At 54.3% G+C, this 14,104-nt stretch carries 15 protein-coding genes; 10 read left to right on the forward strand and 5 right to left on the reverse strand.

Annotated features, from left to right (window positions below; translation table 11 throughout):
* Positions 1-864: an AraC family transcriptional regulator gene (locus tag C162_RS06700; protein WP_036692713.1), complete on the reverse strand. Its 864-nt coding sequence runs from the start codon at positions 862-864 to the stop codon at positions 1-3.
* A gap of 73 nt (positions 865-937) precedes the next feature.
* Between C162_RS06700 and C162_RS06705 the strand changes: the two genes are divergently transcribed.
* From C162_RS06705 to C162_RS36605, 4 genes are all read left to right on the forward strand, one after another.
* A complete protein-coding gene (locus tag C162_RS06705) occupies positions 938-1,828 on the forward strand; it encodes a pectinesterase family protein (protein WP_036692716.1) in 891 nt (296 codons plus the stop codon).
* A 56-nt stretch (positions 1,829-1,884) separates the two neighbouring features.
* Positions 1,885-2,919, forward strand: a complete 1,035-nt coding sequence (locus C162_RS06710) for a dienelactone hydrolase family protein (RefSeq protein WP_036692718.1) — start codon at positions 1,885-1,887, stop codon at positions 2,917-2,919.
* Between the two features lie 34 nt (positions 2,920-2,953).
* Complete coding sequence (locus C162_RS06715; protein ID WP_036692721.1) at positions 2,954-4,081, forward strand: glycoside hydrolase family 88/105 protein; 1,128 nt, start codon at positions 2,954-2,956, stop codon at positions 4,079-4,081.
* 71 nt (positions 4,082-4,152) lie between these two features.
* Entirely contained in the window at positions 4,153-4,302 is a 150-nt protein-coding gene (locus C162_RS36605) for a hypothetical protein (protein ID WP_200869186.1), read from the forward strand.
* 80 nt (positions 4,303-4,382) lie between these two features.
* Here the strand turns inward: C162_RS36605 and C162_RS06725 are convergent, their stop codons facing one another.
* Positions 4,383-4,874 (reverse strand): DinB family protein, encoded by a 492-nt coding sequence (locus C162_RS06725; protein WP_036692725.1) that lies wholly within the window; start codon positions 4,872-4,874, stop codon positions 4,383-4,385.
* A 207-nt stretch (positions 4,875-5,081) separates the two neighbouring features.
* Between C162_RS06725 and C162_RS06730 the strand changes: the two genes are divergently transcribed.
* The 5 genes from C162_RS06730 (at position 5,082) to C162_RS06750 (ending at position 10,493) form a co-directional block, all read left to right on the forward strand.
* Positions 5,082-5,831 (forward strand): response regulator transcription factor, encoded by a 750-nt coding sequence (locus C162_RS06730; RefSeq protein WP_036692726.1) that lies wholly within the window; start codon positions 5,082-5,084, stop codon positions 5,829-5,831.
* Entirely contained in the window at positions 5,828-6,763 is a 936-nt protein-coding gene (locus C162_RS06735; protein WP_036692728.1) for a sensor histidine kinase, read from the forward strand. Before C162_RS06730 ends, C162_RS06735 begins: the two co-directional genes overlap by 4 nt.
* Positions 6,764-6,867: 104 nt before the next feature.
* Positions 6,868-7,785, forward strand: coding sequence for an ABC transporter ATP-binding protein (locus C162_RS06740; protein WP_036692731.1), 918 nt, complete (start codon positions 6,868-6,870; stop codon positions 7,783-7,785).
* Positions 7,778-8,470, forward strand: a complete 693-nt coding sequence (locus C162_RS06745) for an ABC transporter permease (protein WP_036692733.1) — start codon at positions 7,778-7,780, stop codon at positions 8,468-8,470. Before C162_RS06740 ends, C162_RS06745 begins: the two co-directional genes overlap by 8 nt.
* Before the next feature lie 241 nt (positions 8,471-8,711).
* Positions 8,712-10,493: a PAS domain-containing sensor histidine kinase gene (locus tag C162_RS06750; protein WP_051493278.1), complete on the forward strand. Its 1,782-nt coding sequence runs from the start codon at positions 8,712-8,714 to the stop codon at positions 10,491-10,493.
* A 182-nt stretch (positions 10,494-10,675) separates the two neighbouring features.
* Here C162_RS06750 and C162_RS06755 read toward each other — a convergent pair whose 3' ends face one another.
* Positions 10,676-10,855 (reverse strand): hypothetical protein, encoded by a 180-nt coding sequence (locus tag C162_RS06755; RefSeq protein ID WP_036692737.1) that lies wholly within the window; start codon positions 10,853-10,855, stop codon positions 10,676-10,678.
* Positions 10,856-10,985: 130 nt separating this feature from the next.
* On the opposite strand from C162_RS06755, the gene C162_RS06760 reads away from it, so the two are divergent.
* Positions 10,986-11,786: a class I SAM-dependent methyltransferase gene (locus tag C162_RS06760; RefSeq protein ID WP_036692741.1), complete on the forward strand. Its 801-nt coding sequence runs from the start codon at positions 10,986-10,988 to the stop codon at positions 11,784-11,786.
* 339 nt (positions 11,787-12,125) lie between these two features.
* On the opposite strand, the gene C162_RS06765 is transcribed toward C162_RS06760, so the two are convergent.
* Positions 12,126-12,971, reverse strand: coding sequence for a DegV family protein (locus C162_RS06765; RefSeq protein WP_036692743.1), 846 nt, complete (start codon positions 12,969-12,971; stop codon positions 12,126-12,128).
* A 203-nt stretch (positions 12,972-13,174) separates the two neighbouring features.
* Positions 13,175-14,035 (reverse strand): AraC family transcriptional regulator, encoded by an 861-nt coding sequence (locus C162_RS06770; protein ID WP_200869187.1) that lies wholly within the window; start codon positions 14,033-14,035, stop codon positions 13,175-13,177.
* Positions 14,036-14,104 lie beyond the last annotated feature (69 nt).

A 14,104-nucleotide genomic window follows, 5' to 3' on the forward strand; every position in this document is an offset into this window, starting at 1 on the left:
TTAGGACTCCGGTGCAGGCTGTGACCCCGCTTCCTTGCGGTACTGGAGCGGGGTCAGACCGGTTGATTTTTTGAAAGTTTTATTGAAATGGGACAGATGCTCGAAGCCGACTGCTCCAGCGATCTCCTGAATTCTGGCGGGGGTACCGGCCAGCAGGCGCTGGGCCTCGCGGACCCTGATATGGACGATATATTCCCGGAAATGAAAGCCGGTCAGGCGATGAAATACCCGGCTCAAATAAGAGGGGCTGATGAAAAAGTCCTTGGCGGTCTCTTCCAGCGTAAGCGCTTCCCGGTAATGGGCGCGGATATAGGTGGCAACCTCGTTTACCAAATGGTGCAGCGGATGGCGGGTCCCGCCGGCCTGGGCCGTACTCTCTGAACGCTGGAGCAGAACCATCAGCTCGGTCAATAGAGCGGTGACACTGACTTCGTACAAGGGCCGCCGGATGCGGGATTCCTCCAGCATGCGGTTCAGCAGGGACTCCGCTTCATTCTGCTCGCGCAGGGTTAGCCTGAACAAGCGGTAGCGGTGGCTCTGAAACCATTGCTGCTCGTCCCTCAGCACCGGGGGCAGCAGCAGCGGGTCATAATTGATCAGAATACGCTCGAATTCGGCCTTCTCGGAGCTTGCCGTGGAATGGAGCTCGCGGCCGGGAATCAGAATCAGCTCGCCTTTGTGAACCGTAACCACCCGGTCGTCCACAAAATATACACGCTCCCCATCCGTCAGGTAATACAGCTCAGTCCATTCATGGCTGTGGGGACGCGGCATCGCAGTGATGCCTTTACGCTTCATATGCTGGATGCTGAAGCGTCCGTCTTCAAGATGATATTTGGGATTAGGGCCAGATACGCTGTTCATACATCTCCTCTTCTCCTGGAAGCTGTTAGAGTTATTATAGAATATATTCAGGTTGCTGTGAAAGGAGCCATCCATGTTAATTATAGTCTCGAAGAATGCCGGAGAAGGATACAGTAGTCTGCAGGAGGCGCTGGATTCCATCCCGCCGGGGGAGACACAAGCCGTAACCATACGGATTAAGCCCGGGATCTATGAGGAAAAGGTTACGATCGCCCGCGAAGCCCCGCCCATCCTGCTGCTGGGAGAGGACCAGCATTCTACCATTATCTCGTGGAATGATAATGCCCATACGCTCGGCGCGGACGGTGAACCGCTGCGTACCTTCCGCACCGGGACGCTGAACGTGTTCGCAGAAGACTTCACTGCCGAGAATCTGACCATCCGCAACACTTCCGGCCCGGGAACAGGACAGGCGGTCGCGGCGTTCGTCGATGCCGGGCAGGCTGTGTTCCGGCGTGTACGTCTGTTAGGTGACCAGGATACCCTGTATACCGGGCCGGGACGGCAATATTATGATGATTGCTACATTGAAGGGGATGTGGATTATATTTTTGGTCCGGCGACCGCGTTGTTTGACCGCTGCCATCTCCATAACAAGCGTTCCAGAGGGTATATCACAGCGGCTTCAACGCCGGAGGGAGCCGCCTTCGGTTATGTGTTCCTGGATTGCCGGATTACCGGCGGCGAAGGGGTAAGCGAGTGCTATCTCGGACGCCCTTGGCGCCCTTACGCGCATGTCGCCTTCATCCGCACGGTGATGGACGGTTCAGTGACCGGCGAAGGCTGGCATAACTGGGGGCAGCCGGACAGGGAGCAGACCAGCCGCTATGAAGAGTATGGCAGCAGCGGCCCGGGCGCTTGCCCCGAGGGCCGGGTAGCGTGGTCACGCCAGTTAACTGCGGAGGAAGCCGCGCAGTACCGGATTCTGTCTGTGCTGGATGGTTGGCATCCCGAGGGCTATTAATCGCTTGGACTGTGGTATACCCGGACCCGGGAATTCAAGATTGGAGGATCTCCAAGATGGAATCACTGGAACAATACATCAATCAATTGACGGCTTCTGTACCTCGGAGTTCTGCCTTCCGCAAGGACATCCCCTTTGCGGAATGGCGGGCATCCCTTGCCGCGAGGTTCATAGAGCGGCTGGGCGGATTTCCCGCTCAGCGGGCGGCGCTTGAACCGGTACAGCTGGAGCGGACGGTCTGCAGCGGATACATCCGCGAACGTATAGAGATTACCACTTATGAAGGACTTAGAATGGCCCTGTATCTCCTGATCCCGGAGGTGCCGGCAGGCTCTCCCTGCCCGGCTGTGCTGGCTATTCACGGGCATGGCTACGGCAGCCGCGAGATTACCGGCTTGAACCCGGACGGGTCGGAGCGGACGGGGGACCCGGGACTGCATAAGAATTTTGCCGTCTCCCTGGTGAAGCAGGGCTTCGTCGTTGCGGCTCCCGAGGTACTCGGATTCGGAGACAGGCGTCTGGCTGAGGATCTGGCCAGCGGCGAGCCTGGACGTAATTCCTGCTTCCGCCTGTCCTCGGCGCTGCTGATGGCAGGGCAGACGATGGCAGGCTGCCGTATCTATGAGACGATGAGGACGCTGGATTATCTGCAGGAGCGGAAAGAGGTTGACGGGGAACGGATCGGCATTATGGGCATCTCCGGCGGCGGGCTGGTGGCGGGCTTCACGGCTGCACTGGATGAACGGATCAACAGTGCGGTTGTTAGCGGCTATGCCAATACGTTCCAAGCCAGCATTCTCACCCGGCATCATTGTCTGGACAATTATATTCCGGGCATTCTGCTGGAAGCGGAGATGCCGGATCTGCTGGGCCTGATTGCACCACGCGGGCTGTTCCTGGAGGCGGGAGACGCGGATCATCTGTTTGGTCCCGCCGGCGTGAGGGAGGCTCTGGAGCGGCTGGAGCAAATCTATGCCGCAGAGGGCCATGGCGGGCAGCTTGCGGCGGATTTTTTCACAGGGGGCCATGAGATTCACGGGGAACCGGCGTATGCCTGGCTGCTTAAGCAGCTTGCCGGTCCGCAGGAGTAGGGTTACAGTAACGCAAATGACAGGAGGAATAGAGATGTCTATATCAGAAGCAGTAAGCACAGGCTTATCCCGCAGAATCGCGGATACATTCATCGGTCAATGCAATGAACAAGGGGAGCACGAATATGTAATGGAGCGCTGGGCGTATGTGCCCGGTATGCTGCTGATGTCAGTGGCCCGGGCCGGGGTGCAGCATGGCGAGCCTGAGTACCTCTCCTTCATGCAGCGGCATATGGACAGCTTCATCGGGGAGGACGGAAGCATCCGCTCCTACACGCTGGAGGAATATAACCTGGATCAGATCAATCAGGGCAAGAATCTGTTCTGGCTGTACGCTCAGACGGGTGAGCAGCGCTACGCGGAAGCCGCCCATCTGCTGGCAGCGCAGCTAATCGGACAGCCCCGGACCTCCGAAGGCGGCTTCTGGCATAAGAAAATATATCCCTTCCAGATGTGGCTGGACGGGTTATACATGGCTTCGCCGTTCCTGGCCGAATACGGGGCAGTCTTCGGGCGTCCGGAGCTGATCGATGAAGCGGCCCGTCAGCTGCTGCTGATTGAGCGCAGAACCCGTGATCCGCGTACCGGCCTGTTCTATCACGGCTGGGATGAATCCGGGGAGCAGGAGTGGGCGGATTCCTCCACCGGATTGTCGGCTCATTTCTGGAGCCGGGCGATGGGCTGGTACGCGATGGCCGCCGTGGACTGCCTGGAGCATTTCCCGCTGACCCATCCGCAGCGGGGAACGGTAATGGGGATTTTTCAGCGGATGTGCGGTGCGCTGGTTGAGGTGCAGGATCAGGAGAGCGGCCTCTGGTATCAGGTGCTGGATCAGGCGGGACGCAAAGGCAACTACCTCGAAGCGACAGGCTCCTGCATGTTCGTCTATGCAATGGCCAAAGCTCTGCGGCTGCGTTATCTGGAGCCTTCCTTCAAGGCAGCGATGTTAAAAGGCTACGAGGGAATCCTTAAGCATCTGGTTACCGAAGACGAACAAGGCGTTCATCTGCACAAGATCTGCCACGGGGCCGGGCTCAGCAAAGACCGTAACGGCTCCTACGACTACTACATTTCCGAAGCTGTTGTATCCGATGTACCAATGGGTGTAGCGCCGTTGCTGCTGGCTTCTCTTGAAGTGGAAAGGTACCTTGCCGGTCAATAACACTCAGCGGGATATGGGCCATTGTTGCCGGGATTTTGCTGGAAGGACAGCCGGTTCCCTGGCCGCATTTTATGGCATCGGGCAAAACCACATTTGCCGGTCATCTGACCAGTCTGCTCGGGCAGGAGAATGTGAATCTTTTGAATACGGACCCTTACAATAAATTATTCATGCATCCGAATCATGAGAAGTTCGATATTGTGATTAGGAATCAGGATTAAGCATCGTTTATATCCAAAAGAATGATAAAAAGCTGCGGCTCCATCTATCCAGATTTCAGTGGACAGACGGGGCCGCAGTTTTATGATTTAGAGACTGCAACTGATGCTGCATATTTCTCTATCTGCTTCTTGTGATGCTTGTCGTGGGAGATGAAATCTCTCAGATACTTGCGTATGCTGAATTTCTTGCCGTCACCATCCCGATGATTCTGTTCAAGGGCCGTATCGCTTAATGAGGCCGCAAGCCCGGTAATCTTGGTCCGGTACAGCACGAATTGCTGGATGGCTTCCTGCCGGGTTACTGTCCTGGCGTATAGAACCGCATTGGCATTGAATACATTGAAGTCCAGATGCGCAGCTGTCAGCGGCAGGCCTTCTTGGATTTTGACCAGGGCCTCCTCATAAAAGTATTTGTCCCACAGTATGATGTGGCAAAGGACATCCTGCAGGGACCATTTTCCGGCCTCCAGCGGAGCCTCCCAGTCTGCATCTTCCATGCTGTCCAGCGATTGAATATAGGGGATGAAGGATTCGAATTCAAGAATGAGCTGCTTGTTGGTTTTGGCTGCCATGATCATACCACCTTGTCTGTCAGATTGAATAAGAGATTATATCATTCATTATAATAGGAGGAACTGGACCACGGCCTGTCAGGTTCAGAGAATGTATACGGAGAACAGCACCCTTTCAGTTCATTTTCAATCTATATAGAATCCGGCACGGACAGAGGGTATAATTTCAAATAGATGGTAGACAGAGTTAATTACAGGAGGTTCACTATGCAACAGAGGGTGCTGCTGATCGAGGATGATGAAGCGATCAGCGAAATGGTCCATTCTTATCTGACCAAAGAGGGCTATGAGGTGGAGATCGCATATGACGGGGACATGGCAGTGAGCAAGTTCCTGGGCGGTCTTACTTACGATCTGGTATTGCTGGATCTGATGCTGCCGAAGCGCAGCGGCACGGATGTGCTGCAGATTATCCGCAGCGGCAGTCTTGTGCCGGTACTGATTATGTCGGCGAAGGACAGCGATGTGGACAAGGCGCTGGGGCTGGGCTTCGGCGCGGATGATTATATTACGAAGCCGTTCTCGATGATTGAGCTGGCAGCCCGGGTGAAGGCGGCGATCCGCCGGGCGGGGTATGCTGCATCTGGAAGCCAGGCTGTTGTCGGGAGCGGAGCGCAGGGCAGCGGGGAGTCGCAGGCAGAGAAGCCGAAGGTTATCGAGCTGCGGGGACTGACCGTGGATCTGGATAATTTCTCCGTACGCAAGAACGGGCAAGAGCTGAAGCTGACCGCCAAGGAGTTCCACATCCTGAAGCTGTTCGTGAGCAGTCCGGGCCGGGTATTCACCAAGGCGCAGATCTACAGCCAAGTCTGGGAAGAGGATTATTATGGCGATGAGAACGTAATTAATGTACATATGCGCAGATTGCGCGAGAAAATCGAGGAAGATCCCTCCCGTCCGGAGTATATCAAGACGCTGTGGGGGATCGGCTACAAGCTGGGGGATATGCTGCTGTGATCATTCTGTTGCTGGTTCTGCTTGTCCTGTTGCTTGTGGTCTCTACGCTGCAGTTCCTGAATTCACGGCAGCATGCCCGCCAGTTGGACTACATTCATCATAAGCTGGAGAGCATCATAGAAGGCGGATCGCATGAGCGGCTGCTGCTAATGAGCAGCAGTCCGCAGATGCAGCAGCTGCTGACCGATCTGAACCGTCTGCTGGATGTTAACCATCAGGGAGCGGCCAAGCGGAGCAAGCTGGAGCAATCTATGCGCGGAATGCTGGCGAATGTGTCGCATGATCTGAAGACGCCGCTGACGGTAGTGCTGGGCTATATTGAGACGCTGCTGCATGATGAGACGGTATCCAAAGAAGAGCAGGAACGTATGCTGCGGACGATTCATACCAAGGCCGGCGAGGTCATTGCGCTGATGAACCGGTTCTTCGATCTGGCGAAGCTGGAGTCGGGGGACCGGGATATCCCGCTCTCGCGGGTAGAGCTGGGCGAGGTCTGCCGCCGGAATATTCTGGCCTTCTATGATCTGCTTAGTGAGAGCGGCACGGATGTGCAGATTGAGATTCCGGAAGAGCCGCTTCATATCATGGGCAATGATGAGGCGCTGGACCGGATACTGACGAACCTGCTCTCCAATGCGATTACCTACGGTAATGCAGGGGGAGTGCTGGGGCTGAAGCTGTACCCGGACGCCGGACGGGTCTGCATAGAAGTGTGGGACCGGGGCAAGGGCATCGCCGAAGGCCACGAGGATAAGGTGTTCGAGCGGCTGTACACCCTGGAGGATTCGCGCAACCGCGACTATCAGGGCAGCGGCCTGGGGCTGACGATTACGAAGCGGCTGACCGAGCAGATGAACGGCACTATTTCCCTGAGCAGCCAGCCGAATGTGCGTACGGCATTTACGCTCTCTTTTCCCAGACAGTCCTTCTGAAGCTTCTTAAGAATTAAGTAAGATTTCAGTAAGAAAAAAGCAAATTCCGCCCTGTAGAATAAATACCAGGAAGAACAAGACGAGGCTAAAGGGGATAACGGAAAATGACAACGATACTCCAGACATGGGATCTGACCAAGGTCTATGAGGATAAGGAAATTGTGAGTAGTGTGAATATGGAGATTAAGCGGGGTGAAATTTACGGATTCCTGGGACCGAACGGCGCGGGCAAAACAACGGTGATGAAAATGATCACAAATCTGGTGAAGCCGACGGCGGGCGAGATTGAATTTGCCGGGGAGAAGATGACCCACCGCTCTTACGACATGCTGAAGCGCATGGGCAGCATTATTGAATACCCGGTGTTCTACGACAAGCTGAGTGCCCGCGAGAATCTGGCGCTGCATGGAGAGTATATGGGCTTTTATGATGCCAACGCGATAGAGGAAGCGCTCGAATTAGTGAAGCTGAGAGCGGTGGACAGCAAACCGGTGAAGAATTTCTCCCTCGGGATGAAGCAGCGGCTGGGCATTGCCAGAGCGGTCATGACCAAGCCGGAGCTACTGATCCTCGATGAACCGATTAACGGGCTGGACCCGCTTGGAATCAAGGAACTTCGCGAGGTGTTCCGTATGCTAAGCCGTGATTATGGCATGACGCTGCTGATCTCCAGCCACATTCTGGGCGAAATCGAACAGATTGCCGACACAATCGGCGTAATCCGTGAAGGGGTACTGGTGGAGCAGGTGGCAATGGATACGATCCGGAGCCAGCAAACCCAGTATATCGAGCTGGTGACTAGCGAGTGTACGAAGGCCGTCTTCGTCCTGGAGGGGAAGCTGGGCCTCCGCAATTACAAGGTGCTTGACCCACGGACCATTCGTGTATACGAAGATATCCCGCAGCTGGAGCTGAGCCGGGCCCTGTCCGCAGCAGAGGTGGAGCTGGAGAGTATGAGCAAGAAGCATCATTCGCTGGAGGATCATTTTGTGGAACTGATGGGGGGCAACAACCATGCTTAAGTTAATCCGGCTGGAGCTGCGCAAGAGTAAATTCACTTTTCTTAAAGGTGTGCTGATTGCAAATTTGGCCATTCTGGGCTTCATGATTCTTATTGCTTTTACGGGGATTGATGAAGGAGACTTCGGGACGTATGGCGATTTATTTCAAGGGGTATCTGTTTTTGTAAAAGCAATCTATATCATCTTCGCCTCTGTACTGATCAGCAAGCTGGTCATCGACGAGTATAAGAATAATACAATCACAGTGCTGTTCATGTATCCGGTACCGCGTAAAATGCTCATGGCGGCCAAGCTGATTATTGTCTTTCTATTCACCTTCCTTACTATTTGGTTGTCTAATATAGTGATCAGCGGTATTCTTGCAGGTGTTGGTTATTTCCTGCCTGACCTCATTCAGGGAACGCTGACAATGGATCTGGTTATTACCTACTCTATGCAAGCCGGAATGGATGCGCTCTACGCAGCCGGTATCGGACTGATTCCGCTATACTTCGGGATGCGCCGCAAATCGGTGCCGGCTACGATTGTCTCCGCCGTCCTGATCGTGATGCTGATCTCCTCCGGCTTCGGGAACGGAAGCTTCCGCATGGGTGATCTGCTTGGGATCTCGGTTAGCCTGGCCCTGGCCGGGGTGGCGGTTGCCTACTTCTCGATCCGAAATATCGAGCATCAGGATGTAAGCTGAGGCTGCCGGAATCGTAGCCGGTCCACTCTTAGAAATGCAGCAGACAGTGTGGTCCTTCTGAAGGACTTGCACTGTTTTTGCCGTTGTACAGACTGGCTAGTGCAATGTTTTTCTGGCGACCGCATACGTTTTTTTTGCTATAATAGGAACTAATTCAGAGAGTTCTACATAATCAGAGCGTTTCTGCAGTCTTCGGACGCTAACTATAGCATAGTTGAAGCAAGAGCGGAGGAGGTGGGCTATGCTTAAGGACTGGGCTACTATTCTGGACAACGCGCTATCAGGCGAAAGTACGTATAGAGCGTTGTTTGATCATCATCCAGACTTCATCATTGTGCTGGACAGGCAGGGGCGATACAGGGACAGCAACCGGATGTTAAGTGCCGAGGAGGCAGGCAGACTGAACGAATGCCGGATGCATCCGCCCGGCGAGGTTCATTTCGCATCTGCCCTGGCCGGGATTACATCAAGCTTCGGGCTGGCCTTGGAAGCCGCGGAGGGACATGAAGAGACGGGCAGCGGTACTGGCGGTGCGGGGAATGCCGGAGGTGCGGGAAGTGTGGTAAGTGCTGGTGCTGGAGGTGTGGGAAGTGCTAGTGCTGGAAGTACTGGTATGGGAGATGCCGAGTGTGCAGTTGTTACAGTACGCTATGTACCGCTTCACACAGACGAAGGCATTGCCGGTGTATTCGCTATTCTCCATGATCCCGGGAACCGCCCCCTTTCCAGTCTGCTGCGTAGCTGGGTGAGTATGAGCAGCAGCCTTGCGGCAAGGGCTGAGCGGAATGTGCAGGCAGGAGACGGGTATTCTGCGTATGCGGATGAAGTAGCCGCCACGAAGGATGACGATGAGCTGCCGGTGGCTGAATTCATCTTCGAGATGGCTGAGGACAAACGGCTTAGCCTCATTCTGAACTCTGTCTCGGCCGGAATTTTCGGCCTGGACAACCTCGGCCGGACCATCTTCATTAACCGTGAAGGGGCAGAGATGCTGGGTTACAAGCCGTCAGAGCTGACCGGGCTGCCAATGATGGAGATGATCCATTCTCTGCATGGAGGTGCGCCCCGCCATTCCCTGCTGGAGTGCCCCATTATGCTTACCCTGCAAGACGGAGTTACCCGCAGCATGGCGGATGAAGTCTTCTGGCGCAAGGATGGAACCAGCTTCTTCGTGAATTACCGGATCGCTCCGCTGCTGGACCGGGGGAGGATCTGCGGTGTGGTTATTTCCTTCAGCGATATTACGAACGAACGGGAGGTTCTCCGCGCCAAGGAATCAGCAGAGCGGGCTGCACAGGCCAAGTCGGATTTCCTGGCGATGATGAGTCATGAGATCCGCACGCCGATGAACGGAATGATCGGCATGGCCGACCTGCTGCTGGAGACCGAGCTTGGGGAGGAACAGCGCAGCTACGCCGAGATTCTGCGCAGCAGCAGCTACAGTCTGCTGCAGATTCTTAATGACATCCTCGATTTCAGCAAGATGGAGGCCGGCAAGATGCCGCTGCAATCCGAACGCTTCGATCTGCGGGAGATGCTGGAGGGCGTCATCGATTTGTTCACTCCGAAGGCGGAGGAGAAGAAGCTCTCGTTGCGCTGGTGGGCAGATACGAGTGTGCCGGACATCGTCACGACCGATCCAAGCCGGCTGCGCCAGATTATCGTCAATCTGGTCGGCAACGCGCTGAAATTCACCGAGCGGGGCAGTGTCACTTTGTCAGTCAAGAACATCCCGTTGCCCGCCTCACCGGAATATCTCCTGGAGTTCTCGGTCCGCGATACCGGCGTAGGCATTGCCGACAGCAAGCTGAATCTGCTCTTCCAGTCCTTCTCCCAGCTACATCCGTCTATTAACCGCAAATACGGCGGGACAGGATTGGGACTTGCCATCTGTAAGCAGCTCGTGGAGCTGATGGGCGGAACGATCTTTGTGGAGAGCGAGGAGGACCGGGGATCGATCTTCCGGTTCATGCTGCCTTTTATGAAGGAAGAACTGGAGCCTGAATACTCTCCTGAGGCTTAGCCGGGGCCGGTGGGAGGGGCGGAAGTTCACTTGTGTTCTTGTCAATCGAGTCACTCAACTGTATACTCAACTATCGAGCCAGACAACCCGTTCCCCAAGATACAGTGGGAGCGGGTTATTTCTGTCTGTTATTTCCACTCTGACGCATGGGCAGCGTAAACAATTGGATTTTCTCCACTTGCTTATCTTCGATAGGCTCTTACTGGGATAGCAGTTGGAAAATCAGCACTTAATTTAGCCCAATTCAGCCTAAAAGGTAAAATCATCAATTTTAGTTGCTGTTTTTCCACTTGTTGGTCCATGATCCGCTGAATCCGGCGAAATAAGCTACGTTTTTCCATTTGCTTGCTGGCAACGGCCATCTTCTCTCAGACTTCTTGGTTCATATGTAAGAATTTATTTGGCGCAGGCGTTTTGCTTGTTGCATTATAAGCAGATTATAGTAAAATCAGAGAGTATAATTTCCAAATTCTTCTTATAAGGGGGAGTAACATGCAAGAGCAGATGTCACGTACGAATAAGGCGGCGTGGGAGACAAAAGCGTATCAGGCTTGGACACACTATCATGGTTCACCTGAGGAGCTTGCATTGCAGCTGCAGCAAGATCCCGCACATACGCTGCGGTATTGGCTTAAGTACACAGGCGATCCGACAGGCTTGAAGGTGCTGAATCTGCTCGGCTCTCATGGCAGGAAGGCGATTTGCTTCGCCTTGCTGGGGGCAGAAGTCACCGTCGTGGATATCTCGGAAGAGAACCGCTTATACGCCTGTGAAGTGGCGGAGGCAGCGGGGGTGAAGCTGAATTACCTCTGTGCAGACGTCATGAATATCCCCGAAGAAGAAGCCTTGGGAACGTTCGATGTGGTGCTGATGGAGTTTGGGATTTTGCATTATTTCGCAGACTTGAATGAGGTGTTTGCCTTGGTCCGCAGACGGCTGAAGGCAAATGGACGGCTCCTGCTGACCGATTTCCATCCGTTCGCCAGGGCATGGCTGACCACCAAGACGCTTCAGCATCCCACCGGAAATTATTTTGACGATACGCTTAGAGAAAGTGAAATTGCATTCGCCAAGCTGCTTCCTGAAGAGGAGCGTTCCGGCGTAGGACAAGTGGTGGTGCGGAGTTGGACGCTGGGGAATATCCTGACCTCTGTCGCTTCGCAAGGGCTATCTATCCGTGCCTTTGAAGAAATCAAGAGTGCCGAGCACCAGGGATTCCCCGAATTCTACACGCTGGTTGCCGATGCTGCTGAGGGGCTGTTAAGACCGTTATATCCTGATAGGACAACATAATAGTATCCAGCAAAAAAACAGCAGGTCTCCATTTGGGGACCTGCTGTTAGCTTGAAGCAAGTAGGCGGAATGTACGCGAAAAACCGAACACAATTGGAGCAGCGGATAGTATATCGGCCAAAATGTAATCGAAAAACCGATCACATTGCACTATCGTGAGGCAAATGAGCCAAATGTAATCGAAAAACCGATCACATTGTGCTGGCGCGATGGTGAGCAGTCCAGTCAGCTTAAGTTCTTACAGCATTCACCCGCATGGTGGTGCTGTCTTGGTGAAGCAAGCTATGCAATCGGGGCAGCCACTACCGGACCTGATGCCTGCTACTGGCTCCACCCGCTCTAGCGCATATACATCAGACCTACCGTAGCAGGTCCGCAGTGACTCCCGATGACACAGCCGGCATGAATGACGGCTATTTCCTCGACACCGGTCTGCGCGCGCAGCGCGGTCTCCAGCATCTTGGCATCCTCTTCTGCCAGCGTATGGGCAATAATGAGCAGCTCCTTGTCCATATCGGCGGCATTCGCGAGCGCATGCTGAAGCATTTGCTCCACCGCTTTCTCCTTTTTGCCGCGGATGCGGGCAACAGGGACAATGGCTCCGTCCACCAGCCGGAGAACCGGACGGATCTTCAGCAGGCTGCCGATGAAGTTCTGCATTCCCGAGCAGCGTCCGCCCATGTATAAGTAGTCCAGCGTATCGACCACGAATTCCGATTCCACCCGGTTACGGGCTTCGGTAATCATCGCTGCGATGTTGGCAGCGCTCTCGCCTGTGGCTGCGGCACGGGCAGCCTTCATGACCAGCAGCGCAATTCCGCCGCATAAGGTCTCAGAATCTACGACATGCACCCGGCCCTCCGGGAATTCACCCGCTGCCAGCAGTGCATTCTGATATGTAGAAGATAGAGCAGAGGATAGACTGATATAGACAATATCATGGCCGCTGCTGATCACTGGCTGGAACGCGGCGATGAAATCAGCAGGGGAAGGCGCAGCGGTCTTAGGCAGAGCACCACTCGCAGCGACCCGGCGGTAGACCTCCTCAGGGGTGATTTCGACCCCGTCCTTGAAGGTACCGTTCTCAAAGACTACATATAACGGCACAATGCCGATATCATAGGTGTCCTTCCAGCCTTGCGGCAAATCGGAAGTGCTGTCTGAAAAGATTTTTACGATAGACATGAATATCTCCTTCACCGATCTCGGATGAGAATACACTAGATTAAGAAAACTATAATCTGTTTATTATACCAAGCTTGGGAAGAATCTCAAAACAAAAAAATGTAACCTGACAGACACACAGCGCCCCCGCCCACGCCAAAACGGCCTCACCGTCCATGTTAGACAGCGAAGCCGTTCCCGGATACCACATCCAGCCTTGCAGCTTATTTCTTCATCACCGGAATCCATACTTCACACACATAATCCTCAGCAGATGTATCGCCGGGCGGGTATAGCTCGATCTCAGGTCCGCCGGTATGCTCGTAGCCGGTTCCCGGGAACCATTCCTGATAGATCCGCTGCCAAACCCCTTGAATCGCATGCGGTAAAGCGCCCTCTGACCGGAAGACCGCCCAGCTGGCGGCCGGAACGACTGCCGTCTCATACCCCTGTGCATCCGTATCCGGTGTTCCTTCCACTCCGATCCAGTAGGTAAGCATTTCCTTCTCCATATCCATACACATGCAGATGCCAAGCCATTCACGGGAGGCGCTAAGCTCAATCAGCTTGTCGGAAGTGCCGTCTTCATTGCATTCGTCCCAGAACTGCGGGATTCTGCGGAAATTCTCCCCGTCACGGGTAGTGACCTCCATTGATTTGCCGATAACAGTAAAAGCTGGTTTATCCACGATTTTGTAGTCCATGTCCTGATCTCCCTTCAATGATAGATGGAATGAGATGCGGGGGAAGGCTTTGAGCTGGACGCCCGATTTACGCGCTTCCGAAGGGGTAATCCCATGCGCCTTGCGGAACGCCTTGGCGAAGGACTCCGGCGATTCATATCCGTATTTCAGCGCCACATCCAGCACACGAACCTTGGATACGGCCAGCTCCTGGGCGGCCAGTGTCAATCTGCGTTTGCGGATATAGTCGGCCACGGTGAAGCCGGTCAGCATACTGAACATGCGCTGGAAGTGGAACGGTGAGACATAAGCTACCTCAGCCACATCCTCGATGCGCAGCGTTTCAGTCATTTTCAGCTCCATATAGTCCAGTGCGTTCTTCATTCGGATCAGCCATTCCAAAGCTCCCCATCTCCTTCTGAAATCATTCTATCATGTTACCGCACGTATGTTCCTGTTATTCTCTGCTCA

Origin of the sequence: Paenibacillus sp. FSL R7-269 (genome assembly GCF_000517865.1) — a bacterium.
Lineage (GTDB): Bacteria > Bacillota > Bacilli > Paenibacillales > Paenibacillaceae > Paenibacillus_AQ.

Coding starts and splice junctions, on each gene's coding strand:
- C162_RS06700 (WP_036692713.1), bottom strand. CDS start 864: ATGAACAGCGTATCTGGCCCTAATCCCAAATATCATCTTGAAGACGGA.
- C162_RS06705 (WP_036692716.1), top strand. CDS start 938: ATGTTAATTATAGTCTCGAAGAATGCCGGAGAAGGATACAGTAGTCTG.
- C162_RS06710 (WP_036692718.1), top strand. CDS start 1,885: ATGGAATCACTGGAACAATACATCAATCAATTGACGGCTTCTGTACCT.
- C162_RS06715 (WP_036692721.1), top strand. CDS start 2,954: ATGTCTATATCAGAAGCAGTAAGCACAGGCTTATCCCGCAGAATCGCG.
- C162_RS36605 (WP_200869186.1), top strand. CDS start 4,153: ATGGCATCGGGCAAAACCACATTTGCCGGTCATCTGACCAGTCTGCTC.
- C162_RS06725 (WP_036692725.1), bottom strand. CDS start 4,874: ATGGCAGCCAAAACCAACAAGCAGCTCATTCTTGAATTCGAATCCTTC.
- C162_RS06730 (WP_036692726.1), top strand. CDS start 5,082: ATGCAACAGAGGGTGCTGCTGATCGAGGATGATGAAGCGATCAGCGAA.
- C162_RS06740 (WP_036692731.1), top strand. CDS start 6,868: ATGACAACGATACTCCAGACATGGGATCTGACCAAGGTCTATGAGGAT.
- C162_RS06745 (WP_036692733.1), top strand. CDS start 7,778: ATGCTTAAGTTAATCCGGCTGGAGCTGCGCAAGAGTAAATTCACTTTT.
- C162_RS06750 (WP_051493278.1), top strand. CDS start 8,712: ATGCTTAAGGACTGGGCTACTATTCTGGACAACGCGCTATCAGGCGAA.
- C162_RS06755 (WP_036692737.1), bottom strand. CDS start 10,855: ATGGCCGTTGCCAGCAAGCAAATGGAAAAACGTAGCTTATTTCGCCGG.
- C162_RS06760 (WP_036692741.1), top strand. CDS start 10,986: ATGCAAGAGCAGATGTCACGTACGAATAAGGCGGCGTGGGAGACAAAA.
- C162_RS06765 (WP_036692743.1), bottom strand. CDS start 12,971: ATGTCTATCGTAAAAATCTTTTCAGACAGCACTTCCGATTTGCCGCAA.